The following is a 23407-nucleotide window of genomic DNA, read 5'->3' as shown; positions in this document are numbered from 1 at the left end:
CGTCGGCAGACCGTAGATCGGCAGCCGCGCCCCGGCCCCGCCGGGTCCGTCAGCGGGGCGCGCTCGTCGCGCCCGGCGTGACCCACGGCCGTGGCGGGAGCGTCGGCGGCGGGCCGTCGTCGGGGGTGCAGAGCGGGGACCGCGCACCGAAGAACCGGAGCGTCACCGACCCGAGGACCGCCGCGATCAGCGAGGCCGTCAGGACGCCGATCTTCGCCTGCTCGACGAGCGCCTCGTCGTCGAACGCGAGCTCCGTGACGAACAGCGAGATCGTGAAGCCGATGCCGGTGAGCATGGCACCGCCCAGGAGGTGCGTGTACCGCACACGGCCGGGCAGGTCGCCGATCCCCGTCAGCAGGGCCAGGCTCGACGCACCGAACACGCCGACGGTCTTGCCGACGACCAGCGCGACGATCACGCCGATGGTCACGGGCGACCCGCCGAGCGCGGCCAGCGACTCGCCCGCCAGCGAGACCCCGGCGTTCGCGAGGCCGAACAGCGGCACCACGAGGTACGCGCTCCAGGGGTGCAGGACGCGCTGGAGCCGCTCGGCGGCCGGCACGGCGGCGCGGGCGGCCAGCTCGGTCCGGTGGCCCTGCTCGGCGGTGGCCTCCCGGGACAGCCGGCGCGCGTATCGCGGCACGACCTCGACGTCCTCGGGCCGCGCGGCCCGTGCCGGGACGATCAGCCCGACGGCCACGCCGGCGAGCGTCGCGTGGACCCCGCTCGCGTGCACCGCGGCCCACAGCGCGAGGCCCAGCAGCACGTAGGGTGCGAGGCGCCACTCGCCCAGCCAGCGCAGCGCGAGCAGCGCGCCGACGAGCAGCGCGGCCACGCCGAGCCAGAGCAGGCTCAGGTCCGCGGTGTAGAAGACGGCCATCACCGTGATCGCTCCGATGTCGTCGACCACCGCGAGCGTCAGCAGGAACAACCGCAGCCGGTCCGGGCACCGCGGGCCGAAGAGGGCGAGGACGCCGACGACGAACGCCGTGTCGGTGGACATGACGATGCCCCACCCGTGGCCGCCCTCGCTGCCGCCCGCGACCGCGAGGTAGATCAGCGCGGGCACGACGAGGCCGCCCAGCGCGCCGAGGACCGGCACCGTCGCCGTGCGTCGGTCGCGCAGCTCGCCGGTCGTGGCCTCGCGCGCGACCTCGAGGCCGATGACCAGGAAGAAGACCGCCATGAGCGCGTCGTTCACCCAGGCGTGGAGGTCCATCGTGAGCCCGCGTCCGGCGACCTCCACCCCGGCCTCGGTCGACCACAGGGCGGTGTACCCGCCAGACCAGGCGGAGTTCGCCCACACGAGGGCGATCACAGCCGCGGCCAGGAGCAGGACGGCGCTGCCCGCCTCGGTCGCGAGGAACCGGCGGAGCTGTGGTGCCACCGGTCGGACGGCGATGCGCAGCGGCGGCCCTGGTCGGGCGCCGGGGTGCGGTGCGTCCGGCGTGCTGGGCTCGTCGGGCACGGGTGCTCCTGCGGATCGCGGTGACGGACGTCGACGGGCGCCCTCCTGACGTCGCGCCGACGCCGGTGCAACGCTGCCTGGTCCGGCCCTGTTCCGCGACCGCTGGCAGCGTCCGGCGATACCGTGGGCCCGTGGAACACCTGACGCCCGGCCGACGCGCATGAGCGCGCGCATCCCCGTCCAGCAGCACCGAGCCGACGTCGCGGCGCTGCTGGCGCCCCTGGTCGCGTCCCGGCCGGTCGAGGTCCTGCCGCTGGGCCAGGCGCTGGGCCGGGTCCTCGGGGCGGACGTCGTCGCTCCCGTCGCGGTGCCCGCCTTCCGCAACTCGCAGATGGACGGGTTCGCCGTCCGGGCGGCCGACGTCGCCGGCGCATCGCGTCCGGCCGTGCCGGTCGTCGCCGAGATCCCCGCCGGGGCGGGCGCCCCGGCCCCGCTCCCGGAGGGAGCCGCGGCCCGGATCATGACCGGCGCCCCGGTTCCCGACGGTGCCGACGCGGTGGTCCCTGTCGAGGACACGGACGTCGGGCGCTTCGAGCAGGGCGCGCGCCCCGAGTCGGTCCAGGTCCTGCGGCCGGTCACGGCCGGTCAGTTCGTGCGGGACGCCGGTTCGGACGTCCAGGTGGGCGACGTCGTCCTGCCCGCCGGGACCGAGCTCGGCCCGGCCCAGCTCGCGGCCGTCGCGGCGTGCGGGGTCGCCACGGTCCCCGTCGTCGTCCCGCTGCGGGTCGCCGTCCTCTCGACGGGCGCGGAGATCGTCGAACCCGGGCAGGACCTGGCACCCGGGCAGGTGTACGACGCGAACTCGACGGCGCTCGTCGCCGCGGTCCGGCAGGCGGGCGGGGTGGTGGCGTTCGACGCGCGCTGCGACGACGACCCGGCGGCGCTGCGCGAGGTCCTCGACGAGGCCGCCGTGCTCGCCGACCTCGTCGTGACGACCGGCGGCGTGAGCCAGGGCGCCTACGAGGTCGTCAAGGACGTGCTCGCCGGGGTGCTCGACCCGGGGGCGGGGCACGTCGAGTTCCGGTCGGTGGCGATGCAGCCCGGCGGCCCGCAGGGGTTCGGTCGTTACCGCGGCACGCCCGTGCTGACGTTCCCCGGCAACCCGGTCAGCGCCCAGGTCTCGTTCGTCGTGTTCCTGCGCGAGATCGTCGAGGCCGGGGCCGGCCATATCGGTCGCGCCGGCGCGCGGCGGGAGCGGAGGCGGCTGGCGGACGACGTCGTGTCCCCGGGCGGGCGACGCCAGTTCCTGCGAGGAGCCCTGGGACCCGCGGGGACGGTCCGCGCGGTCGGGGGGCGGGCTCGCACCTCGTGGCCTCGATGGCCCGGGCCGACGTGCTGATCGACGTGCCGGCCGAGGCGGTCGGGCTGTCTGCGGGTGACGAGGTGGAGGTGTGGGCGCTGTGAGCGAAGGCGTGAGCGAGGGCACGGTCTCAGGGGAGGCCGGAACAGCACGGGACGCCGGGGCGGGCGAGGTCGGTGAGGTCTCGCGCGTCACCACCGACGTGCTGGACGACGCGGTGGCGCGTGCTGTCGAGGAGGCCGTGGCAGCCCCCGAGTGCGGTGCGGTCGTGACGTTCCGCGGCGTCGTGCGCGACGTCGACGGCGGGCAGGACGTGACGGGGCTCGACTACGAGGCGCACCCGGACGCGACCGCCGTGATCCGGCGTTGCTGTGCCTCGGTCGCCGCCGAGACCGGGCTGCGCGTGGCGGCGGTCCACCGGTTCGGGTCCCTCACCGTCGGCGACGTCGCGCTCGTCGCGAGCGCGTCGGCCGGCCACCGCCGCGAGGCCTTCGAGGCGTGCTCGCTGCTGGTCGAGCGCATCAAGGCCGAGGTCCCGATCTGGAAGCGGCAGCACTTCACCGACGGCGACTCCGAGTGGGTCGGTCTCTGAGCGCTGACCGTCAGCCGAAGAGGTCCGACCCGTACTTGGCGACGATCGCCCCGAACAGGACCACGAACCAGAGCGCGGTGAGGATCCCGAACCCGCCGGAGCGCACGAGGGTCATGGCCGCGGCCTGGGCCCTGCGCGGCCACGGGAGCAGGTCCTCGAGGATGTTCCAGTGGAGCATCGACAGGAAGACGAGCGTGGTCGCGGCAGTGATCGAGAGGCACCACGGGCACAGTGCGCCGATGTTGAACATCGACTGGTAGAGGAGCCAGTACGCGAAGATCAGGCCGAGCAGGTAGACGCTCTGCGCGGTGATCATGAACCACCGCGGGAAGCGCATCCCGGCCAGGCCGAGCACCGCCACGGTGATGACCACGGACTCCGAGATCAGCCCGAGGAACGCGTTAGGGAAGCCGAACAGCTCGGCCTGCCAGGCGAGACCCACGGTGCCGCACGAGACGACGGCGTTGATGTCGCAGGAGAGCACGGCGTCGGGGTTCGCGGCGAGCTCGACCGCGTCGATCGACAGCACGAACGAGGCGACGAGCGAGATGATCGCTCCGACGAGCATCTCGCCGAACAGCCAGGCGCGGGAGTGGAAGAACCCGCTCGGTCGTGCCGGGGGATCGGCGGTGATCGTCGCGGATCGGTCGTCCCCCGAGGTGCCTGGGGCCTCGGTGGCCGCGTCGGCCTGCGCTGAGGGGTGCGGCGTGTGGTCGGTCATGGCCTCGACTGTCGGTTGATGAGATCTAGTTCGTGAAGAACTGCACGAGCGGTGTCGATCGTAGCGCGACGGGCGCCACGGGTGTCATCCACCGATGGCACCCATGCTGCGCGCGGTCGGGGCGAAGGTCTCCGGGTCGGGAGCGCCGTCGTCGAAGCCGTGCGCCCAGGGCTTGGCCCACATGGCCGCCTGCCAGGTACGGGCGATCGCGTCGTCGTCCGACCCTCCGCGCAGGAGGCCTCGCAGGTCGACCTCCTGGTCGCCGAACAGGCACGACCGGACGGTGCCCTCGGCGGTGAGGCGGGTGCGGTCGCACGCGCCGCAGAACGACCGCGTGACCGAGGCGATGATCCCGACGGTCTGCGGCCCGCCGTCGACGAGCCACTCCTCGGCGGGTGCCGACGGGTCGTCCCGGCCGACCGGCGTGAGCGCGAACCGGGTGCCGAGCTCGTCGAGGAGCGTCGTGGCCGTGACCATCCGGTCCCGCGCCCACTGCTTGTCGGCGTCGAGCGGCATCTGCTCGATGAAGCGCAGGTGGCAGCCGTGCTCGACGGCGAACGCGAGCAGGTCGCGCGCGCCACGCAGCGTCTCGGGCATCAGGACCGCATTGAGCTTGACCGGTGCCAGGCCCGCGGCGAGCGCCGCGCTGATCCCCGCGAGCACGGCGGGGAGCCGGTCGCGACGGGTGAGCTCGGCGAAGTGGTCGCGGTCGACGCTGTCGAGGGAGATGTTCACGCGGTCGAGCCCGGCGGCCACGAGTGCGTCGACCTTCGTGTCGAGGCTGATCGCGTTCGTCGTCATCGACAGGGAGGCCTCGGGTGCGGCGGCGCGGACCGCTGCGACGATCTCGACGATCTCCTTGCGGACGAGCGGCTCGCCCCCGGTCAGGCGCACGTCGCTGACGCCGAAGCGCTCCGCGGCGATGCGTGCGAGGCGGCCGATCTCGGCGGGCGTCAGGAGGTCTTCGCGCGCGATCGCAGGCAGTCCCTCGGCCGGCATGCAGTACGTGCAGCGCAGCGAGCACTTCTCGGTGACCGAGATCCGCAGGTCTCGCGCGACGCGACCGAACCGGTCGATCAGGGCATCGGTGTCCGGGCGACCGTCCGTCGACGGCGCCTGCCCCGGTGCGGGGTGCACGGTGGGGATGCCCAAGGTGACTGCCACCTGCGCGATGCTACCCGCGGGACCCTGGTCAGGGAGGGCGTGTCACGGGCCGTCCGGCCCGGCTGGGAATGCGTGCTGCCGACAGATCGTTGAACCGTCAACCACATGCGGGGTGCCGCTGATCGGCACGGAGCGAGGAGCACAGACGACATGGACCTGCTGGACGCACGCACGGCGATGGACGCGGTGACCCTGCACGTGCGGGACCTCGACGCCACCACGGCCTACTACCGGGACGGCGTCGGGCTCGAGGAGATCGACCCCGCGGCGGCCACGGACCGCGACCTGCTCGGCGGCGTCGCCGAGGGTGCCTGCGCGCGCGGTACGGAGACCGTCGTCCTCGGTCGCGCCGGTGTCCCGGTCGTCGTCCTGCGCCGCGAGAGCGACCTCCCGACAGCGCCCGCGGGGCAGGCCGGGCTCTTCCACACCGCGATCGTCTTCGAGAGCCCGAGCGCGCTCGCGGCCGCGGTGGCCTCGCTCGCCCGGTGGGCGCCCCAGACTTTCGTGGGCAGCGCGGACCACCTCGTCTCCGAGGCGTTCTACTTCACCGACCCCGAGGGCAACGGCGTCGAGCTCTACACGGACCGACCCCGCGGGTCGTGGACGTGGACCGGCGGACGCGTGCACATGGACACCGTGCGGCTCGACCCGATGCGCTACCTCGACGAGCACCTGGAGCCGGCCGGGCCGGGCTCGCCCGCGACGTCAGGACGGAACGGGGCGGAGGTCGGCCATGTCCACCTGCAGGTGGGTGACGTCGGTGTCGCCCGCGACTTCTACGTGGGCCTCCTGGGCTTCGAGGAGACCGCCCAGGTCCCCGGCGCGCTGTTCGTGGCGGCCGGCGGCTACCACCACCACATGGCGATGAACAGCTGGAACAGCCGCGGCGCCGGGCCGCGCGCAGCGGCGCTCGGCCTCGGGCAGGTGTCGATCAGGGTGCCGACGGCGGACGACGTCGCGGCGCTCGCGGAGCGGCTCGATCGGGGCGGTGTGGCCGCGCGTCACGACGGGGCGACCCTGCGCTTCGAGGACCCCTGGCGGACGCTCGTCGAGGTCGGCTCGGCCGGGTAGTCAGGCCTGGGCCTTGACGACGAGGACCGGCGCCGACGTGTCGAGGAGCACGCGCTGGGTCGTCGACCCGAGCAGGAACTTGCTCACCGGGGAGCGCTTGCGCGAGCCGATGACGACGAGCTGGACCTCGGGGTCGTCGGCGGCGTCGAGGATCGCGTCCGCGGGGTCGTCGTGGTCGTCGCGGTAGCTCACCTCCGGGGTCGCGGCGCCGTCGTCGGCGGGCGCGAGGACCTCGGCCAGGGCGGGCGGTAGCGGGGACGACTCGTCCTGCGGGTCGAGGCTCAGGATCTTGAGTCCGGTCGAACGTCGCGCGGCCTCCTCGACCGCGCGCTTCAGGGCGGCCGCACCCTGCGGGGAGTCGTTGTAGGCCACCAGAACGCTCATCGTCGAAGTTCTCCTCGTGTCGGTACTCCGGTCACCTTCTCACAACGTGGACGTGCCGTCGCAGTGCGGTCCTCTGCCTGACCCTGTGCCGGTCCGGTCCGGCAGGTGGGCTCAGGTCGGAGCCGGAGCCGGGACCGGCGGCAGTGAGAGCGGGGGTGCGAGGCACGGTGCGACGGCCGCGTGCACCTGGTGCGCGATCTGCTCCCTGCGCTCCGCCGCCATGCGCTCGGCGGGTGCGCTGACGCTCACGGCGGCGACGGACCTGCCGGACCGCAGGATCGGGACGGCGACGCAGGTGATGCCGGGCTCGTTCTCCTCGACCTCCTCGGCCCAGCCGCGCTCCAGCGCGAGTGCGAGCGCGCGCTCGACCGCGGACGGAGGTGCTCCGTCGGCCGCGGGCTCCGCTGCCGGATCCGCGGCCGAGCTCGCGGCTGGCGTCGCGTCGTCGCCCGAGTATGCGAGCAGCGCCCGTCCCAGCGCGGAGGTCCGGCTCGGGACGCGGCGCCCGACGGCTGACCAGACGCGGACGGCGTGGGTCGGTTCGACCTTGTCCAGGTAGATCACCTCGTCCCCGGCGAGGACGCCCAGGTGCACGAGCTCGTCGACCTCGGTGCTGAGGACCCGGAGGGCGTCGTGCAGGAGCGCGGGCAGGTTCTCGTCGGCGAGATACGGGACGGCGAGCGCGAGAGCGGCCGGTCCGAGCCGGTACCGGCCGGACGTCGCGTGCTGGGTCACGTACGAGCGATGGCGCAGCGCCGCGAGAGTCCTGTGGAGCGTCGACTTGTTCACCCCGAGGCGTGTCGCGAGGTCGGCGAGCGGCAGGCCGTCCGGGCCGGCGGCGCCGAGCGAGTCGAGCGTGAGGAGTGCCTTGTCGACGCTGCCGATCGGGCTGGCGGCGTCAGACGTCGAGCCTGCGGGCGAGGCGTTGCGGGCTTCCGCATGCATCGGGTAACCTCCAGGTGTTCGCAATGACGCAACAGGCGTTCACCATAACGAAACGATGGAGGATCGGCAACCGTGGCCCCAGATCAAGAGCTCATGTCGTCGCTCACGAAGACCAGGGTGGTCCCGGTGGTCGTCGCCGGTGGCGCCCAGCAGGGCCTCGACCTCGCGGCGGCCCTGGTGCGCGGCAACCTCCCGGTCGCCGAGCTCACGCTGCGGGTCCCGGGTGCCGTCGAGGCCATGTCCGCGATCGCCGAGCACTTCCCCGACGTCCTCCTCGGTGCGGGCACCGTCGTCCGCCCGGACCAGGTGGACGAGGTCGTCGAGGCCGGCGCGAGGTTCATCGTGTCGCCCGGGCTGTCGGCCGCGGTCGTCGAGCGGGCCCGCGAGCGCGAGGTGCCGATCATCCCGGGCGTCGCCACGCCGTCCGACATCATGCTGGCGCTCGAGCTCGGTCTCGGCACCGTCAAGCTGTTCCCCGCGGGGACCCTGGGCGGCGCGCCCACGGTCAAGGCGCTCTCGGCGCCGTTCCCGGGGCTCTCCTTCCTCCCGACCGGCGGAGTCTCCGCGGCGAACATGGGTGACTATCTGGCGCTCGACGCCGTGGTCGCCGTCGGTGGTTCCTGGATGGTCGACCGTGCGCTCATCCAGGGCGAGCGGTGGGACGAGATCGCCGAGCGGAGCCGCGAGGCGGTCGCCGTCGCGGCGCGGCTCACGACCGGTTCGGAGGCAGGGCGATGAGCGCGATCCAGGTCAAGCCCGCCGCCGACGCGCGCTACGACGTCGTCGCCCTCGGCGAGGTCATGCTGCGGCTCGACCCGGGGAGCGGCGCATCCGCACCGCCCGCACGTTCTCCGCCTGGGAGGGCGGGGGCGAGTACAACGTCGCCCGAGGTCTGCGCCGCTGCTTCGGCCTCCGGGGTGCGGTGGTCACCGCCCTCGCGGACAATGAGGTGGGCAGGCTCGTCGAGGACCTCATGCTCACCGGCGGGCTCGACACGTCCCACGTGCGGTGGGTCCCCTACGACGGGATCGGTCGGTCGGTCCGCAACGGGCTCAACTTCACGGAGCGCGGGTTCGGGGTCCGCGGCGCGATCGGCGCCAGCGACCGCGGCAACACCGCGATCTCGCAGATGCAGCCCGAGGACGTGGACTGGGACGCGCTGTTCGGCTCCGGCGTCCGCTGGCTCCACACGGGAGGCATCTTCGCTGCGCTCTCGGAGTCCGCGGCCGACGTCGCGGAGGCGGCCATGTCGGCCGCCCAGCGCCACGGGACCGTCGTGTCCTACGACCTCAACTACCGGCCGTCGCTCTGGCAGGGCATCGGCGGGGTCGAGCGCGCGCAGGAGGTCAACCGCCGCCTCGCGCGCTACGTCGACGTGATGATCGGCAACGAGGAGGACTTCACCGCGAGCCTCGGCTTCGAGGTCGAGGGCGTGGACGAGAACCTCACCGACCTCGACACAGGTGCCTTCCGGGCGATGATCGGCCGGGCCGCCGAGGACTTCCCGAACTTCCAGGTCATCGCCACGACGCTGCGCGGGGTGCACACCGCCACCGTCAACGACTGGGGCGCCATCGCCTGGTCGCGGACCCAGGGCTTCGCCGAGGCGACGCACCGGCCGCGGCTCGAGATCCTCGACCGCGTCGGCGGGGGCGACTCGTTCGCCTCCGGCCTCGCGTACGGGCTTATGGAGCTCGACACGATCCAGGAGGCCGTCGAGTACGGAGCGGCGCACGGTGCCCTCGCGATGACGACGCCGGGCGACACCTCGACGGCCTCGCTCGCCGAGGTGGCCAAGCTCGCAGGGGGCGGGTCGGCGCGCGTCCAGCGCTGATCCACGAAGCGGCGGCGGTTCCTGGTGTGGCCGGGAACCGCCGCCGTCGCGCTCCGGCATCCGGCGGGTCGCTCGCGGGAGGGCGGGCGCGCGACGGTCAGCGGGTGCGGACGCGGGCGCGGACGCCGCCCGGACCTCGGCCCGGGGCGACCTAGACTTCCCGTGGCCGCGCTGGACCGGCGGCCGTGCAAGGTCCTGGTCGTCGAGCCCAGCAGGAGGCGTGGTTCCGGTGCAGTGGTTGCGGCGCTGGGTCGACCCGTTCGTCGTCGGCATCCTCACGATGCTGGTCCTCGGTCTCGTGGTGCCGGTGCCCGACGCCGCGCGCGGCGCCGTCGACGGGACGGCCACCGTCGCCGTCTTCGTCCTCTTCCTCGTCTACGGGGCGCGGCTCCCGACCCGCGACGTCTGGGACGGGCTGCGCAACGTCCGGCTCCAGGGCGGGATCCTCGCGTCGACGTGGATCGTCTTCCCGCTGCTCGGGCTCGCGGTGTCGGCCGCCGTCACGCCGTTGGTCGGGGCGCCGATGGCGACCGGGATCCTCTACGTGTCACTCCTGCCGTCGACCGTGCAGGCGTCGGTCGCGCTCACTGGCGTCGCGCGCGGCAACGTCGCCGGGGCGATCTGCGGGGCCACGGTCTCCAACGTGGTGGGCATGGTCCTGACCCCGCTCCTCGTCCTGTGGCTGCTCTCGGTCGACGGCGTCGCGGTCGGCTTCGGCGGCATCGGGGACGTCCTGCTCCACCTGCTGCTGCCGTTCGTGATCGGCCAGCTTCTCCAGCCGCTCGTCGGGGCCTGGATCCGGGCGCGACGCTGGATCACGATCGTCGTCGACCGCGGGTCGATCCTGCTCATCGTCTTCTCGTCGGTGTCGGCAGCCTCCGCCGAGGGCGCGTGGGCTGCGGTCTCCGGGTGGGGCGTCGCGGCGCTGCTCGTCATCAGCGCGGTGATGCTCGTCGTCATGCTGTGTGCCACCTGGTTCGGCGGACGCGCGTTGCGCCTCGACGTCGAGGATCGCATCGCCCTGCTCATGTGCGGCTCGAAGAAGTCGCTCGCGACGGGCCTGCCGATGGCGGCGGTGCTGTTCCCGGTCGCCGTCGCAGGCACGGTGGCGGTGCCGCTGATCGTGTTCCACCAGCTGCAGCTCGTGGTCTGCGCGATCATCGCGCGACGGCTGGCTGACCGCCCTGACCTGGATCACCAACCGTCCCCGACCCCGTGAGGTCCCCGGCCCCCGCACCTATGCCGAACCGGCGGTTGTGCGCGATCCAGGGCGCGACATCGCGCACAACCACCGGTTCGGCCCGCAAGAACCGCCGGTTCGGCGAGCCGTAGCCGCCGGCCGACCCGCCGGACGGGGCCGATGGCGCTGCGGCTCGCTGCCTGACGGCAGCCCGTCAGGAGTCCTGGCGTCCCAGCTTCCGCATCCAGCCCCAGAGGCGACCGATCGGGCTGCCGTGCCCGCGATCGACGGGGACGGGCTGGGTCTCGACCGCCCGCACGAGCCAGGCGTGCGCGTGCTGGCGGGCCTCGTGCGTCGACTCGCCGAGGACGGGCTTCGCGGGGAACACCTTGATCCGCTCGTGCAGCTTGATGTCGATGACGCTGTCGAACCGCGCGGCGAGAGCCGGGTCGACGCCGCTGACGAAGAGCCGTCCTTCGCTCTCGCCCAGGCGGTCGGCATAGGTCGACAGGACCGAGAAGGCGGTCGCCCCGAGGCTCACCCGACCGCGCAGCCGGAGCACGACGGCGGCCCCGGTCGCCGACGACGGGTCGGGGAGCGCGGCCTCGAGGGCCCGCGCCCCGGCGTAGAAGAGGCTGCCGTGGATGTCGAGCACCGTCACCGTGTCGTTGCGCAGGAGTCGCGGCGCAGGCTGTTCGCGGACGTGGCCGTCGTCGAGCTCGACGAGCTCCACGATGCGCAGGTCGCGCGAGTCGCGACCGACCTGAAGCAGCATCGACATCGCGACGCCGATGCCGACGGCGGCCGCCACGGGCAGCAGGAGGGTCGCCACGAATGTCGTGGCCATGGCGATCTGGGACTGGCCTCCCGCGCGCCAGGCGGCGCTGAGCGCGGCGGGCCGGATCGAGCCCACCGAGGCGACGATCAGGACGGCCGCGAGCGTCGCGTTCGGCACTGCCCCGACGAGGGTCGAGAGCGCGACGAGGACCACGAGGATCCACACCCCCGACATGATCGCCGCCCATCGGTCACGGGCCCCCGCGGCGGTGTTGACCGCCGTCTGACCCACGGAGCCGCCGACCGGGATCCCGCGGAAGAAACCGACGGCGATGTTCGCGATGCCCTGCGACATGAAGTTCTTGTCGGAGTCGGCCCGGCGCCCGCTGGGGTTCGGCACCGATTCCGCGACGCCCGCACCCTGCACGAGCACGATGACGGCCACCGCGACGGCACCGACGACCAGGTTCACGTCGAGCAGGCCGAGGTCGGGGATCGCGGGCTTCGGGAGCCCGACGGGGATGTCGCCGCTGTCGCTGACGAGCGCGACGCTCGTGGCGCTGAACGCCCAGGCCGCGATCCCGGTCACGAGCAGCGCGGCGACGGCCGCGAACGGGGCCAGCTTCGTCCGGGCGAGCCCCACGAGCAGCGCGACCGCGGTCACGCCGATGATCAGGGTCGGGAGGTCCCAGGTCAGGGGCGACGTCACGACGGACCACGCCTGCGCGGCGGAGACCGATCCGGTGGCCTCGGCACCGGTGAGGTCGGAGAGCTGGCCGAGGACGATGTTGACGGCCACTCCGGTGAGGAAGCCCATCATCACCGAGTGCGAGACGAACCCGGTGAGGCGACCGAGGCCGACGAGGCCGGCGGCCAGCATCGCGATGCCGGCGAGGATGGTCAGGAGGATCAGGGCGTCGGTGCGGTCCTCGGTGGCGACGCTCGCCAGTGCCGAACCGGCCGCGAGCGATGCGGCACTGGTGGTCGTCACGACCATGAGGCGCGAGTCCGCAGTCAGTCCACCGGCGATGCGCCCGACTGCTGACGCGTACAGGCCGTGGACGGGGTTGACGCCGACGAGGCTCGCTGCGGCCATGCCGTCGGGGACGCCGCCGATCGCACCGGGGACGCCGGCGCTCGCCGAGCCCCAGAACGTCCCCTTCGCCGGGCGGACCCCTGCCACCACCGCGCGACGGCTCGCACGGGCTGGGGTCGGGTCATCGAGCATCTCCCGGAGTCGCGGGTGTCGGACGTCGGTGCGTCAGCAGGTGCACCGCCTTACCTTCCCACGGGGGTCGGGGTCGCGCCCCGCCACGGGGTGCCCGCCTCCCGCCCACGCCGAACCGGCGGCTGTGCACGATGTCGAGCTCCGGATCGCGCACAACCACCGGTTCGGCCCGCGACAACCACCGGTTCGGCCGCAAGGATCTACCGGCACGGCCCAGGGTGGCGGTGGCGTTAGTGGGTCGGCTACGTCACCGCGGCTCGTCGACCGCCGAGCCCACGAGGTGCTGCGAGTATGCGGCGAGCGTCAGGAAGGTCGGGAACTCCTCGGCGAGCGCCACCTGACGGAACACCTCCGCGGCGTCCTCCACCCGGTTCCCCTCCGGCCGGGGCAGGTCGTCCACGATCTCCGCGAGCAGCGACTCGACCCGGTCGCGCGTGATCCGCACGCCGCCGACCGTCCTGGTCCCGGAAGCGATCCACTGCCAGATCTGCGACCGCGAGATCTCGGCCGTGGCGGCGTCCTCCATGAGGTGGTCGATCGCCGCCGCACCCACGCCCCGCAGCCAGGACTCGAGGTACCGCACGCCGACGGAGATGTTCGCGCGCAGCCCCCGGCGGTGACCGTGGCCCCCTGGCGGCGCGCCGACCCGATGTCGAGCAGCTCGTGCTGCCCCACGGTCACGTCGTCCCGCTGCCGCGAGACCTGGTGCGGTCGGTCGCCGAGCACGGCGTCGAACTCCTCCTGGGCGGCGGGGATCAGGTCCGGGTGCGCGACCCAGGTGCCGTCGAACCCGTCGCCGGCCTCGCGACGCTTGTCCGCGTGGACCTTCTGCATCGCCGTGGCGGTGATGTCGGGCCGGCGGCGGTCCGGGATGAACGCGCTCATCCCGCCGATCGCGTGCGCGCCCCGCTTGTGGCAGGTCTGCACGAGCAGCTCGGTGTAGGCCCGCATGAACGGGACGGTCATGGTGAGCTGGTCGCGGTCGGGCAGCACGTAGGAGTCGCCCCGCGTGCGGAACGCCTTGATGATCGAGAACAGGTAGTCCCAGCGTCCCGCGTTGAGACCGGCGCAGTGCTCGCGGAGCTCGTAGAGGATCTCGTCCATCTCGAACGCCGCGGGCAGCGTCTCGACGAGCACCGTCGCCCGGATCGTCCCGCGCTCGATGCCGAGCCGCGCCTGCACCCAGCAGAAGATGTCGTTCCACAGCCGCGCCTCGCGGTGTCCCTCGAGCTTGGGCAGGTAGAGGTACGGCCCGCGCCCTCGCGCGATCAGCTCGGTCGCGTTGTGGAACAGGTACAGCCCGGCGTCGACGAGCGACGCCGACGCCGCCATCGTCGTCCCGGCCCGGTCGACGTACCGCAGGTGCTTCTCGGCCAGGTGCCAGCCGCGCGGGCGGAACACGATCGTCGGCAGGTCGGTCAGCGTCGACGAGCGCAGCGCGTAGTCCTTGCCGGCCTCGGACGTGAAGGCGAGCGTGCCGCGGATCGCGTCGTGCAGCGCGAGCTGGCCCTCGATCACGTTGCGCCAGGTGGGGGAGGACGCGTCCTCGGCGTCCGCGAGCCACACCTTGGCGCCGGAGTTGAGGGCGTTGATCGCCATCTTCGGGTCGGTCGGCCCGGTGATCTCGACGCGGCGGTCCTCGAGCCCGGGGCCGGCCCCGGCCACGCTCCAGCCCGTGTCGTCCCGGACGGGACGTGTGCTCGCCAGGAAGTCCGGGTCGGTCCCGCCGGCGATGTCGGCGCGGCGGCGCTGGCGGGCGACGAGCAGGTCGTGGCGCCGGCCGGCGAACGCCTCGTGCAGGTCGGCGAGGAACGCGAGGGCTTCGGGGGTGAGGATCTCGCCGTAGCGGTCGCCGCGGCGCCCCTCGACCCGCATCGCGGGGCCGCGGTCGGTGTCGGACGGCGTCCGGTCGCCCGACGAGGCGGGCTCCGGTCGGGTGGTGGGTGTGGTCGTCCCGGGGATCTGGTGCTCGGTGAGCGTGGTCATGATCGTCTCCTGTGCTTGGCCTGGGCTGTCGTGAGCAGTCCGGATGGTCCCCGCGCCGGCCGTCCGACGGACGGGCCGGCGCGGCGCGGGGACCCGGTGCTGCGGGCTAGAACTGCGCGGTCTCGGTCGACCCGGCGAGCGCGAGGGTGGCGCTGGTCGGGTTGAGGGCCGTGGAGACCCGGTCGAAGTAGCCGGTGCCGACCTCCCGCTGGTGGCGGGTGGCGGTGTACCCGTGCTGCTCGGAGGCGAACTCGGCCTCCTGCAGCTCGACGTAGGCGCTCATCGCGCGGTCCTTGTAGCCGCGGGCGAGCTCGAACATGGAGTGGTTGAGGGCGTGGAAGCCCGCGAGGGTGATGAACTGGAAGGTGTACCCGTAGCTCGCGAGCTCGCGCTGGAACCGCGCGATCTCGGTGTCGTCGAGGTGCTTCTTCCAGTTGAACGACGGCGAGCAGTTGTAGGCGAGCTTCTTGTCCGGGTACCGGGCGTGCACGGCCTCGGCGACCCGGCGGGCGAGGGGCAGGTCCGGCGTGCCGGTCTCGACCCAGATCATGTCGGCGTACTCGGCGTAGGCGAGGGCCCGCGAGACCACGACCTCCTCGCCAGGCGTCGTGCGGAAGAATCCCTCCGTCGTCCGCTCCCCGGTCAGGAACGGCTGGTCGCGCTCGTCGACGTCCGACGTGATGAGGTCGGCCGCGAGCGAGTCGGTGCGGGCGATGATGACCGACGGCGCCCCGGAGACGTCTGCCGCGAGCCGCGCCGCGTTGAGCGTGCGCACGTGCTGCGCGGTCGGGACGAGCACCTTGCCGCCGAGGTGGCCGCACTTCTTCTCCGACGCGAGCTGGTCCTCCCAGTGCACGCCCGCGGCGCCCGCCTCGATCATCTGCTGCATGAGCTCGTACGCGTTGAGCGGCCCGCCGAACCCGGCCTCGGCGTCGGCCACGATCGGGGCCATCCAGTCCTGCCGCTCGCCGGTGCCCTCGGTGCCGCGCCCCTCCTCGAACTCGACCTGACCGGCGCGCAGCAGGGCGTTGTTGATGCGTCGGACGACGGCCGGCACCGAGTTCGCCGGGTACAGCGACTGGTCGGGGTAGGTCTGGCCGGAGAGGTTGGCGTCGGCGGCCACCTGCCAGCCCGAGAGGTAGATCGCCTCGAGCCCGGCGCGGACCTGCTGCACGGCCTGGTTGCCGGTGAGCGCGCCGAGGGCCGCGGCCCACTGCGGCTCGCCGGTCTCGTCCTGCCCGCGGTTGATGAGCTCCCAGAGCCGCTCGGCCCCGCGCCGGGCGAGCGTGCGCTCCTCGCGCACGCCGCCGCGGATCGAGATGACGTCGGACGCCGTGAAGTCGCGTCGCACGTCGGCCCACCGCGGGTCGGTGATCCAGTCGCGCTCGAGCTCCTCGGCGGTCTGGGTCTGGTCGCCCGGGCGGGGGCGCGGCGCGGTCTCGTGCCGGCCCGGCCCGGTGGTCGGCTCGTCGACCGTCTCGGTGACCGACAGGACCGTGGACCCGGAGGTGGCAGCCGACGTCGTGCTCGCTGCCGTGCGCGTGGCGCGCGCGCCGTCGTTGACGGTGCTGCCGCCGCGGCGCGGGGCCACGTAGTCGGAGCGGCGGGTGACGATCTTCGGGGTGGTCACGGGGTGCCTCCTGTGCGCGGTGTTCGGTTCCGCGGGTCGTGCGGTCGAAGGGGCCCGGTCGGTTCCCCTCCACGGCGTGGCCGCACAACGACTCTCCTTCGGTATGCAACCCCCGCGCTACACCTCTTGTGACAGAAGTTCGTCGATTCTTCTCTTGTTCAGAAGGAGTGACGTGTGTCACCCTCAGTCATGGCCATCTCGACCACACCGCCCGCAAGATCGCCGGAACGTCCGGGAATCGCCGGGATCGCGCTCGACGACGAGCCCGACGCGCTCGTCGTCGGCCGCCGGATCCGCCATCTGCGCACGCGCCGCGGCATGACGCTCGAGGCGCTCGCGACGGCGATCGGCCGCGCGCCCTCGCAGGTGTCGACCATCGAGAACGGTCGGCGGGAACCCAAGTTCAGCCAGCTCCGTCAGATCGCCCAGGCGCTCGACGCGAGCGTCGAGGACCTGCTGTCCCCGGAGCCGCCGTCCCGTCGCGACGCGTTGGAGATCGAGCTCGAGCGGGCCCAGCGGGGGCCGCTCTTCGCGTCCCTCGCCCTCCCGGGCGTCCGGGTGGGCAAGGGGCTGCCGAGCGACGCGCTCGAGACGATCGTCGCGCTGCAGCGGGAGATCGAGCGCCTGCACACCGAGCGGGCCGCGACGCCGGAGGAGGCGCGCCGGGCGAACGCCGAGCTGCGGCGCACCATGCGGGCCCAGGACAACTACTTCCCCGAGCTCGAGGCGAAGGCCGGCGAGCTGCTGGCGGGCGTCGGCCACCTGAAGGGTCCGATGTCCCAGCGCGTCGCCGGGGAGCTCGCCGCGCACCTCGGCTTCACGCTCCACTACGTCCAGGACCTGCCGCACTCGACCCGGTCCGTGATCGACCAGCGGCACCGACGCGTGTACCTGCCGTCCGCCTCGGCGACGTCCCGGTCGGCGCTCCTGCAGGCGCTCGCGAGCCACGTCCTCGGGCACGCGGAGCCCGAGGACTACGCGCAGTTCCTGCGCCAGCGCGTCGAGTCGAACTACCTCTCGGCGGCACTCCTGATGCCCGAGCGCGAGGCGGTGCGCACGCTCCGGGAGGCCAAGGACGCGCGCGAGCTCTCGATCGAGGACCTGCGCGACGCCTACTCGGTCACCTACGAGACCGCGGCGCACCGGTTCACGAACCTCGCCACGCAGCACCTGAGCATCCCGGTGCACTTCATGAAGATCCACGAGTCCGGGGTGATCCACAAGGCGTACGAGAACGACGGCGTGCGGTTCCCGGCCGACCCGCTGGGCGCGATCGAGGGCCAGTACGTGTGCCGCAGCTGGACGGCGCGGGTCGTGTTCGGCGTCGAGGACCGCCTGCGGCCGTACTACCAGTACACCGACACGTCGTCAGGGACGTACTGGTGCACGTCCCGCGTCGAGGGGTCGGACGACGGCGACTTCTCCGTGAGCGTGGGCGTGCCGTTCGCGCACACGCGCTGGTTCCGGGGCCGCGAGACCACCGAGCGCGCGGTGTCCCGGTGCCCCGACGAGTCGTGCTGCCGCCGCCCGCCCGGTCCGCTCGAGGACCGCTGGGCCGGGCACGCCTGGCCGAGCGCCCGCCCGCACGCGAGCATGCTCGCCGCGATGCCCGTCGGTGCGTTCCCCGGGGTCGACCAGACGGAGGTCTACCGGTTCCTCGAGACGCACGCCCCGCCGTCCGACACTCCCTGACCGGTCCCCGTCCCGGGGCCGGTCAGAGAGTGACGCGGGTCAGCGCTTGACGTCCTTGTCGTCACCGATGAACTCGTGGATGTCGTCCGGCCTGCCGTCCAGGTTCATGTCGTCGCTGCGCTGCCGCTTAGCGTCGGAGCGGAGCGAGAACGCCGCCAGGACCGCGGCGAGCAGCGAGGCGATGAGCACCGCCACCTTCGCGCCGTCGGTGTGCTCGCTGTCGCCCGGGAACGAGAGCTCCGCGATGAGCAGGGACACCGTGAACCCGATCCCGGCGAGGAACCCGACGGGCAGCAGGTCGCGCACGCCGATGCCGGGGGCGAGCCGCAGCGTCGTGAACCGCGTGAGCAGGGCCGTCACGCCGAGGACGCCGATGAGCTTGCCGAAGATCAGGCCGGCGACGATCGCGATCGCCACGGGCTGGACGACGAGCTCGCCGAACCCGCCGGCGTCGACCACGGAGATCCCGGCCGCGAAGAACGCGAAGACGGGCAGCGCGAACCCGGCGCTGATGGGCCGCCACTCGTGCTCGACGCGGTGCGTCCGGGGGTGGTGCTCGCCGTGGATCGCCACCGCGGGGATCATGAAGCCGAGCAGCACGCCGGCGATCGTGGCGTGGACGCCGGCGGAGTGCATGAAGACCCAGGCGACGACGCCGAGCGGGATCAGGATCCACAGGTGCGGCGTCTTCCTGCGGGCGAAGTAGCCGAACACGACGACGGCCAGCACCGACAGCCCGAGGTAGAGCCAGTGGATCTCCTCGGTGTAGAAGATCGCGATGATGATGATCGCGAGGAGGTCGTCGACGACCGCCAGCGTCAGCAGGAACGTCCGGATCGCGGTCGGGAGCCCGCGTCCGAACACGGCGAGGACCGCGAGGGCGAACGCGATGTCCGTCGCCGTCGGGATTGCCCAGCCGTCGATCGCGGTCGTGTCACCCATGGTCAGGACGACGACGGCGAAGACCGCGGCGGGGAGGGCCATGCCGCCCACCGCGGCGAGCATCGGCACGCCCGCCTCGCGCGGGTTGCGCAGGCTCCCGGCGACGAACTCGTGCTTGAGCTCCACGCCCACGACGAAGAAGAAGATCGCCAGCAGCCCGTCGGCGGCCCAGTCGGCGAGGCTGAGGTTCAGGTGCGCGTACCACGAGCCGATGTACTCGGGGCCGACCGTCACCTCGGACAGCGAGAAGTAGGCGTCCCGCCACGGGGAGTTCGCCCAGACCAGGGCGATGATCGCAGCGCCGATGAGCAGGGCGCCACCGATCGTCTCGCGGGTGACCCAGTTGCGGGTCCGTGCCCGGACCCGGCCGACCGCGGGTCCGACGCCGTCACCGCCGGGGAGGGGTACTTCGGCGCCTCCGCCTCGTCGCTCGGGCTCGTGCTCGGCTCGTTGCTCACTGATCTCCCTGGAAGCTCGATGTCGGACGGCGTCCCGCCCTCGGTGGGGCCGACGCACCGGGTGCCCGACTCCCTCGGCCATCCTACGGTTCGTCGTGGCCCGCTCTCCCGTGCGTCCGGTCACACGCGGGTGAGCTCGATCAGCCGCCGGACGGTGTTCCAGTTGCGACCGGTGCCCCACACGCCGAGCGCCTTGGTCAGGCGCGGGGTCGTCAGCCTGGAGGCGCCGATGCCGTCCGGGAACCAGGCGAACGAGTGCGGTCCTGCGGCGACGAGGCGCTCGGAGCCCTCGTCGCCCACCCAGGCGCGGACGTCGACCGGCCCGTCGGGGACCTCGGCGGGGCCCGGGTGGAAGAGCACCAGCAGGTGCGACGGGTCGTTCCGCGCGGCCTCGGGGAACGGCACGGTGTCGACGAGCGCGGCGAGCTCGTCGTGGGACCGGGCGACGACGTCGACCCGAGGCCCCCGGCGTCGACGAGGGCGTCCTGCAGCACGCGCGCGACGTCGTCCGGCGTCGTCGCGCCCGACGGGCCGGGAGCGACCACCAGGTTCCCCGAGGTGAGCAGGGTCTTCGGGTCGTCGAGGCCCGCGACGCCCGCAGCCTCGCGGAGCCGGGCCGACGTCACCTTCGCCCCGCCCACGTTGACCGCGCGCAGCAGCAGCGCCACCCGGTTCACGCGCCCACCTCCGGTCGGCGGTGGGCCCACGGGAGGGCCCGTTCGAGCGCCGCGGCGACGGACAGCAGCGTGGTCTCGGCGCCCAGCCGGCCCGTGAGCATGACGCCGACCGGCACGACGCGCCCGTCGATCTCCGGCCACCCCAGCGGGAGGCTGATCGACGGCCGCCCGGTGAGGTTCGCGACGCTCGTCCAGGGGGTGTACGCCATCTGGGCGCGGAAGTCGGCGGCCGGGTCCTCGTCGTCGCGGATCGACCCGATCGGCGCCGGCGGCTGTGCGAGGGTCGGGCTGACCACGACGTCCAGGTCGTCCCAGGCCACGGCGACCTCCCGGGTCAGGGACTGGACGGCCCCGGTGGCCCGGACGACGTCCAACCCGCTGGCGTGGCGTCCCTTGGCGCGCAGCCACCGGGTGAGCGGCACGAGCAGCGGCTCCGCCTCCTCGGGGACCGGCGCCGAGAGGGCGCCGGCCGCCCACAGCGACTCGAATGCGTCCCAGCGCTCCGCGGGGAACGGGACCGGTGCCTGCGAGAGCTCGTGACCGAACCCGGTGAGCGCCGCGACCGCCTCCGCCACCGCGTCGAGGCACACCGCGTGCACGGGCGCGTCGGCCACGATGACCGGGTCCGTGAGCACCCCGACGCGCAGGCCGCGGACCTCCCGCTCGCACGCGCCGAGGAACGTGGCGCCGGCCTCGACGTCCCCCGGCAGCGGCAGGGTGAAGGTGTCGCCCGGCCACGGTCGCGCGAGGACGTCGAGCAGCGCCGCGGTGTCGCGGACCGTCCGGGTCAGGACGCCGTGGGTCGCGAGCCCGGCCCCGTCGACGGAGTGCGGCCCGGGGAGACCCGGCCGCGCGACGGCTTGAGCCCCACGAGCCCGCAGGCGCTCGCAGGGATCCGCAGGGAGCCCCCGCCGTCGCTCCCGTGGGCGGCCGGCACGATCCTGGCGGAGACCGCCGCGGCAGCGCCGCCGCTCGACCCGCCGGCCGACCGGTCGAGGTCCCACGGCGTGCGCGCGGGCGGGCCCGTGTCGGGCTCGGTGTACGGGGGCAGGCCCAGCTCGGGCGTCGCCGTCTTGCCCACCATGAGGGTGCCGGCCTCGCGCAGGAGGGAGACGACGCCGTCGTCCACCGGGGCGACGAACCCCGCCATCGCCGCGGAACCCGCGGCGAGCGGGACCCCGGCGACCATCGAGAGGTCCTTGATCGGCAGCGGGACACCGAGGAACGGGGGCAGGTCGTCGACCGAGCCGTCGCGTCGGGCGGCGACCAGCGCGTCCTCGGCCGCACGCGCCTGGGCGACGGCGAGCGCCTCGGCCGCGTCCTGGGCGGCGGGGACGAAGGCCCCGAGCCGGGGCCCGAGGTCGTGCACCGCCTCGAGCGTCGAGGCGAGGACCTCGGTGGGGCCCAGGTCCCCGGAGCGGACGGCGGCGGCGAGGTCCAGCGCCGAGAGGTCCGACACGTCGGGTGGCCCGGGCAGGCGGAAGCTGCGCATACCCCCGAGACTAGCGACCATGACCGCCACGCCTGCGCCCGGACGCGCGTCCGTGGTCCCGCTCGTCGACCTGCACGGACGCAGCGCGTGGAGCGTCCTCCCGCCGCTGATCCTCGGGTTCTTCATGATCATGGTCGACACCACGATCGTGAACATCGCGATCCCGACCCTGACGTCCGCGTTCGACGCGACCCTGGTCTCGGTCGGCTGGGTGAACAGCGCCTACCTGCTCTCCTACGCGTCGCTGATGCTCTTCGCGGGGCGGCTCGGGGACCGGTACGGCCCGCGGGCGGTCTTCGTCGCCGGCCTCGTCGTCTTCACGGTCTTCTCGTTCCTGTGCGGCTTCTCCGGCGAGATCGGCTCGGCGCCCGAGATCGGGTGGCTGATCGCGTTCCGCGCGCTCCAGGGGTCGGCGCCGCGCTCATGACCCCGCAGACGATGTCGATGATCACGCGGGTCTTCCCGCCGAGGCAGCGCGGGGCGGCGCTCGGCCTCTGGGGCGCCACCGCGGGGGTCGCGACGATCGCGGGCCCGCTGCTGGGCGGCGTGTTCGTCGAGACCCTCGGGTGGGAGTGGATCTTCTACGTCAACATCCCGGTCGGGGTCGTGGCGCTGTGGCTGTCCGTCACCCGGCTGCCCGCGCTGCGGTCCAGCCAGACGGCGCGGCTCGACGGCCTGGGCGTCGTCCTGTCCGTGGCCGGTCTCGGTCTGCTGATCTTCGGGATCCAGGAGGGCGAGACGTTCGACTGGGGTCACATCTGGGGACCGTTCTCGGTCTGGGGCGTGGTGGGGGCCGGCGCAGCGCTCCTCGTCGGCTTCGCGCTGTGGCAGCGCCGGCTCGGGAGCAGCGCGCTGCTCCCGCTGAGGCTGTTCCGGTCGCGCAACTTCTCGCTCGCCAACGTCGACGGCATGGCCGTGAGCTTCGCGATGATCGGGATCTTCTTCCCGCTGACGATCTTCCTGCAGTCGATCCTCGGCCTCACGCCGATCCAGGCGGCCCTGATCAACCTGCCGAGCTCGCTCGTCTCCGGGGTCGTCGCGCCCTTCGCGGGTCGGCTCTCGGACCGGGTGCCTGCGAAGTGGGTCGTGGCTTTCGGGTTCGCGGCGATCGCCGGCGCGGTCGTGTGGCTCGACCTGATCATCGCGCCCGACGTCTCGGCCTGGGTGTTCGTGTGGCCGATGGTGCTGTTCGGGCTCGGGACCGGCTGCGTCTTCTCGCCGCTGTCCAACCTCGCGACGTCGGGCCTGGACCACCGCACCGCCGGGGCGGGGGCCGGGGCGTTCAACACGTTCCGGCAGGTCGGGGAGTCCTCGGGTCCGCCGCGATCGTCGCGACGCTCTCGTCGCGGCTGTCGGTCGAGCTCCCCGCCGCCGCGCGGGAGGTGGCGGGGACGCTGCCCGAGCAGCTCCGCGGCCCGTTTGTCGACGGTTTCGCGACCATCGGCGGCGACGCGGCCACGACCAGCATGGGGAGCATCGAGCTCCCGTCCGGGGTGCCGGACGACGTCGCGGCGCAGGTCGGGCAGGCGGCCACGGCCGCGTTCCACCAGGGATTCGCGGACGCCGCGGGGCAGACGCTGCTCGTCGCCGCGGCGGTCCTCGTGGTCGGGTTCGTGTGCGCCGTCTCGATGTCGCCGGAGCAGCACGCGGAGACGACTGCTGACGCCCCGGTGAACGCTGCGTAACAACTTCGCGAAACACCGGCGCCGGGGTGGCCGGGCGAATGACACGGGCGTAGTTTTCGATGTGACGGACGACACTCGTCGTCCTCCGGGAGGCCAACCCATGGAGTTCCAGCTCCGCTCGGGAGGGCCGGTACCGGCCCGAACGACCGGGCCGGCCGACCGACCCACCCGATCGTCCGCA

18 protein-coding genes and 4 pseudogenes are annotated in these 23407 nt (G+C 73.4%); 9 read left to right on the top strand and 13 right to left on the bottom strand.

Annotated elements, in window-relative coordinates; translation table 11 throughout:
• Positions 1-49 precede the first annotated feature (49 nt).
• Positions 50-1468: a Na+/H+ antiporter NhaA gene (gene nhaA, locus QUE47_RS01475; RefSeq protein ID WP_286218279.1), complete on the bottom strand. Its 1419-nt coding sequence runs from the start codon at positions 1466-1468 to the stop codon at positions 50-52.
• Between the two features lie 160 nt (positions 1469-1628).
• On the opposite strand from nhaA (QUE47_RS01475), the gene QUE47_RS01470 reads away from it, so the two are divergent.
• The 3 genes from QUE47_RS01470 (at position 1629) to QUE47_RS01460 (ending at position 3360) form a co-directional block, all read left to right on the top strand.
• Positions 1629-2807, top strand: a complete 1179-nt coding sequence (locus QUE47_RS01470) for a molybdopterin molybdotransferase MoeA (RefSeq protein ID WP_286218278.1) — start codon at positions 1629-1631, stop codon at positions 2805-2807.
• A complete protein-coding gene (locus QUE47_RS01465; RefSeq protein WP_286219346.1) occupies positions 2786-2872 on the top strand; it encodes a hypothetical protein in 87 nt (28 codons plus the stop codon). Before QUE47_RS01470 ends, QUE47_RS01465 begins: the two co-directional genes overlap by 22 nt.
• Positions 2873-2970: 98 nt before the next feature.
• Positions 2971-3360, top strand: a complete 390-nt coding sequence (locus tag QUE47_RS01460) for a molybdenum cofactor biosynthesis protein MoaE (protein ID WP_286219345.1) — start codon at positions 2971-2973, stop codon at positions 3358-3360.
• Between the two features lie 10 nt (positions 3361-3370).
• On the opposite strand, the gene QUE47_RS01455 is transcribed toward QUE47_RS01460, so the two are convergent.
• Complete coding sequence (locus QUE47_RS01455; RefSeq protein WP_286218276.1) at positions 3371-4081, bottom strand: vitamin K epoxide reductase family protein; 711 nt, start codon at positions 4079-4081, stop codon at positions 3371-3373.
• A gap of 84 nt (positions 4082-4165) precedes the next feature.
• A complete protein-coding gene (gene moaA, locus QUE47_RS01450; protein ID WP_286218274.1) occupies positions 4166-5245 on the bottom strand; it encodes a GTP 3',8-cyclase MoaA in 1080 nt (359 codons plus the stop codon).
• Between the two features lie 150 nt (positions 5246-5395).
• Between moaA and QUE47_RS01445 the strand changes: the two genes are divergently transcribed.
• A complete protein-coding gene (locus QUE47_RS01445) occupies positions 5396-6316 on the top strand; it encodes a VOC family protein (RefSeq protein WP_286218273.1) in 921 nt (306 codons plus the stop codon).
• On the opposite strand, the gene QUE47_RS01440 is transcribed toward QUE47_RS01445, so the two are convergent.
• Both QUE47_RS01440 and QUE47_RS01435 read right to left on the bottom strand, forming a co-directional pair.
• Positions 6317-6700 (bottom strand): universal stress protein, encoded by a 384-nt coding sequence (locus tag QUE47_RS01440; RefSeq protein ID WP_286218272.1) that lies wholly within the window; start codon positions 6698-6700, stop codon positions 6317-6319.
• A 111-nt stretch (positions 6701-6811) separates the two neighbouring features.
• Complete coding sequence (locus QUE47_RS01435) at positions 6812-7645, bottom strand: IclR family transcriptional regulator (RefSeq protein ID WP_286218271.1); 834 nt, start codon at positions 7643-7645, stop codon at positions 6812-6814.
• 72 nt (positions 7646-7717) lie between these two features.
• On the opposite strand from QUE47_RS01435, the gene eda reads away from it, so the two are divergent.
• From eda to QUE47_RS01420, 3 genes and pseudogenes are all read left to right on the top strand, one after another.
• On the top strand, positions 7718-8383 hold the full coding sequence (gene eda / locus QUE47_RS01430; protein WP_286218270.1) for a bifunctional 4-hydroxy-2-oxoglutarate aldolase/2-dehydro-3-deoxy-phosphogluconate aldolase: 666 nt from the start codon (positions 7718-7720) through the stop codon (positions 8381-8383).
• Positions 8380-9479, top strand: a pseudogene (locus tag QUE47_RS01425) (sugar kinase). The gene eda and the pseudogene QUE47_RS01425 overlap by 4 nt, the downstream one beginning before the upstream one ends.
• 220 nt (positions 9480-9699) lie before the next feature.
• Positions 9700-10698 carry a bile acid:sodium symporter family protein gene (locus QUE47_RS01420; protein ID WP_286218269.1) on the top strand — a complete coding sequence of 333 codons (999 nt, stop codon included), beginning with the start codon at positions 9700-9702 and terminating at the stop codon, positions 10696-10698.
• Positions 10699-10873: 175 nt separating this feature from the next.
• Here QUE47_RS01420 and QUE47_RS01415 read toward each other — a convergent pair whose 3' ends face one another.
• The 3 genes and pseudogenes from QUE47_RS01415 to aceA all read right to left on the bottom strand — a co-directional run bounded on the left by QUE47_RS01415 (position 10874) and on the right by aceA (position 16025).
• The gene (locus tag QUE47_RS01415; RefSeq protein ID WP_286218268.1) at positions 10874-12664 is read right to left on the bottom strand and encodes a SulP family inorganic anion transporter; all 1791 of its coding nucleotides are present in this window, start codon (positions 12662-12664) and stop codon (positions 10874-10876) included.
• Positions 12665-12911: 247 nt separating this feature from the next.
• Positions 12912-14539: pseudogene (aceB, locus tag QUE47_RS01410) on the bottom strand (malate synthase A).
• A gap of 217 nt (positions 14540-14756) precedes the next feature.
• Positions 14757-16025 carry an isocitrate lyase gene (aceA, locus tag QUE47_RS01405; protein ID WP_286219344.1) on the bottom strand — a complete coding sequence of 423 codons (1269 nt, stop codon included), beginning with the start codon at positions 16023-16025 and terminating at the stop codon, positions 14757-14759.
• Positions 16026-16469: 444 nt separating this feature from the next.
• Between aceA and QUE47_RS01400 the strand changes: the two genes are divergently transcribed.
• On the top strand, positions 16470-17972 hold the full coding sequence (locus QUE47_RS01400; protein WP_286219343.1) for an XRE family transcriptional regulator: 1503 nt from the start codon (positions 16470-16472) through the stop codon (positions 17970-17972).
• A 39-nt stretch (positions 17973-18011) separates the two neighbouring features.
• Here the strand turns inward: QUE47_RS01400 and nhaA (QUE47_RS01395) are convergent, their stop codons facing one another.
• The 5 genes and pseudogenes from nhaA (QUE47_RS01395) to QUE47_RS01380 all read right to left on the bottom strand — a co-directional run bounded on the left by nhaA (QUE47_RS01395) (position 18012) and on the right by QUE47_RS01380 (position 21541).
• Positions 18012-19454: a Na+/H+ antiporter NhaA gene (nhaA, locus tag QUE47_RS01395; protein ID WP_286218267.1), complete on the bottom strand. Its 1443-nt coding sequence runs from the start codon at positions 19452-19454 to the stop codon at positions 18012-18014.
• 38 nt (positions 19455-19492) lie between these two features.
• A complete protein-coding gene (locus QUE47_RS01390) occupies positions 19493-19777 on the bottom strand; it encodes a hypothetical protein (RefSeq protein ID WP_286218266.1) in 285 nt (94 codons plus the stop codon).
• 125 nt (positions 19778-19902) lie between these two features.
• Positions 19903-19998: pseudogene (locus QUE47_RS16385) on the bottom strand (hypothetical protein); the annotation flags it as partial.
• 47 nt (positions 19999-20045) lie between these two features.
• Positions 20046-20810 (bottom strand): amidase family protein, encoded by a 765-nt coding sequence (locus QUE47_RS01385; RefSeq protein WP_286219342.1) that lies wholly within the window; start codon positions 20808-20810, stop codon positions 20046-20048.
• Between the two features lie 26 nt (positions 20811-20836).
• Positions 20837-21541: an amidase family protein gene (locus QUE47_RS01380; RefSeq protein ID WP_286218265.1), complete on the bottom strand. Its 705-nt coding sequence runs from the start codon at positions 21539-21541 to the stop codon at positions 20837-20839.
• A 19-nt stretch (positions 21542-21560) separates the two neighbouring features.
• Between QUE47_RS01380 and QUE47_RS01370 the strand changes: the two are divergent.
• Positions 21561-23215, top strand: a pseudogene (locus QUE47_RS01370) (DHA2 family efflux MFS transporter permease subunit).
• Positions 23216-23407: the final 192 nt, after the last annotated feature.

The organism is Paraoerskovia sediminicola (assembly GCF_030296575.1).
GTDB classification, from domain to species: Bacteria; Actinomycetota; Actinomycetes; order Actinomycetales; family Cellulomonadaceae; genus Paraoerskovia; species Paraoerskovia sediminicola.
Note: the sequence above shows the minus strand (reverse complement) of the source record. Positions and strands in the feature narration are given on the sequence as shown.

Excerpts from the sequence above, each read along its gene's own strand:
- QUE47_RS01470 (WP_286218278.1), top strand. The coding sequence starts at position 1,629 with ATGAGCGCGCGCATCCCCGTCCAGCAGCACCGAGCCGACGTCGCGGCG.
- QUE47_RS01465 (WP_286219346.1), top strand. The coding sequence starts at position 2,786 with ATGGCCCGGGCCGACGTGCTGATCGACGTGCCGGCCGAGGCGGTCGGG.
- QUE47_RS01455 (WP_286218276.1), bottom strand. The coding sequence starts at position 4,081 with ATGACCGACCACACGCCGCACCCCTCAGCGCAGGCCGACGCGGCCACC.
- QUE47_RS01445 (WP_286218273.1), top strand. The coding sequence starts at position 5,396 with ATGGACCTGCTGGACGCACGCACGGCGATGGACGCGGTGACCCTGCAC.
- QUE47_RS01440 (WP_286218272.1), bottom strand. The coding sequence starts at position 6,700 with ATGAGCGTTCTGGTGGCCTACAACGACTCCCCGCAGGGTGCGGCCGCC.
- QUE47_RS01435 (WP_286218271.1), bottom strand. The coding sequence starts at position 7,645 with ATGCATGCGGAAGCCCGCAACGCCTCGCCCGCAGGCTCGACGTCTGAC.
- QUE47_RS01415 (WP_286218268.1), bottom strand. The coding sequence starts at position 12,664 with ATGCTCGATGACCCGACCCCAGCCCGTGCGAGCCGTCGCGCGGTGGTG.
- QUE47_RS01400 (WP_286219343.1), top strand. The coding sequence starts at position 16,470 with ATGGCCATCTCGACCACACCGCCCGCAAGATCGCCGGAACGTCCGGGA.
- nhaA (WP_286218267.1), bottom strand. The coding sequence starts at position 19,454 with ATGGCCGAGGGAGTCGGGCACCCGGTGCGTCGGCCCCACCGAGGGCGG.
- QUE47_RS01380 (WP_286218265.1), bottom strand. The coding sequence starts at position 21,541 with ATGCGCAGCTTCCGCCTGCCCGGGCCACCCGACGTGTCGGACCTCTCG.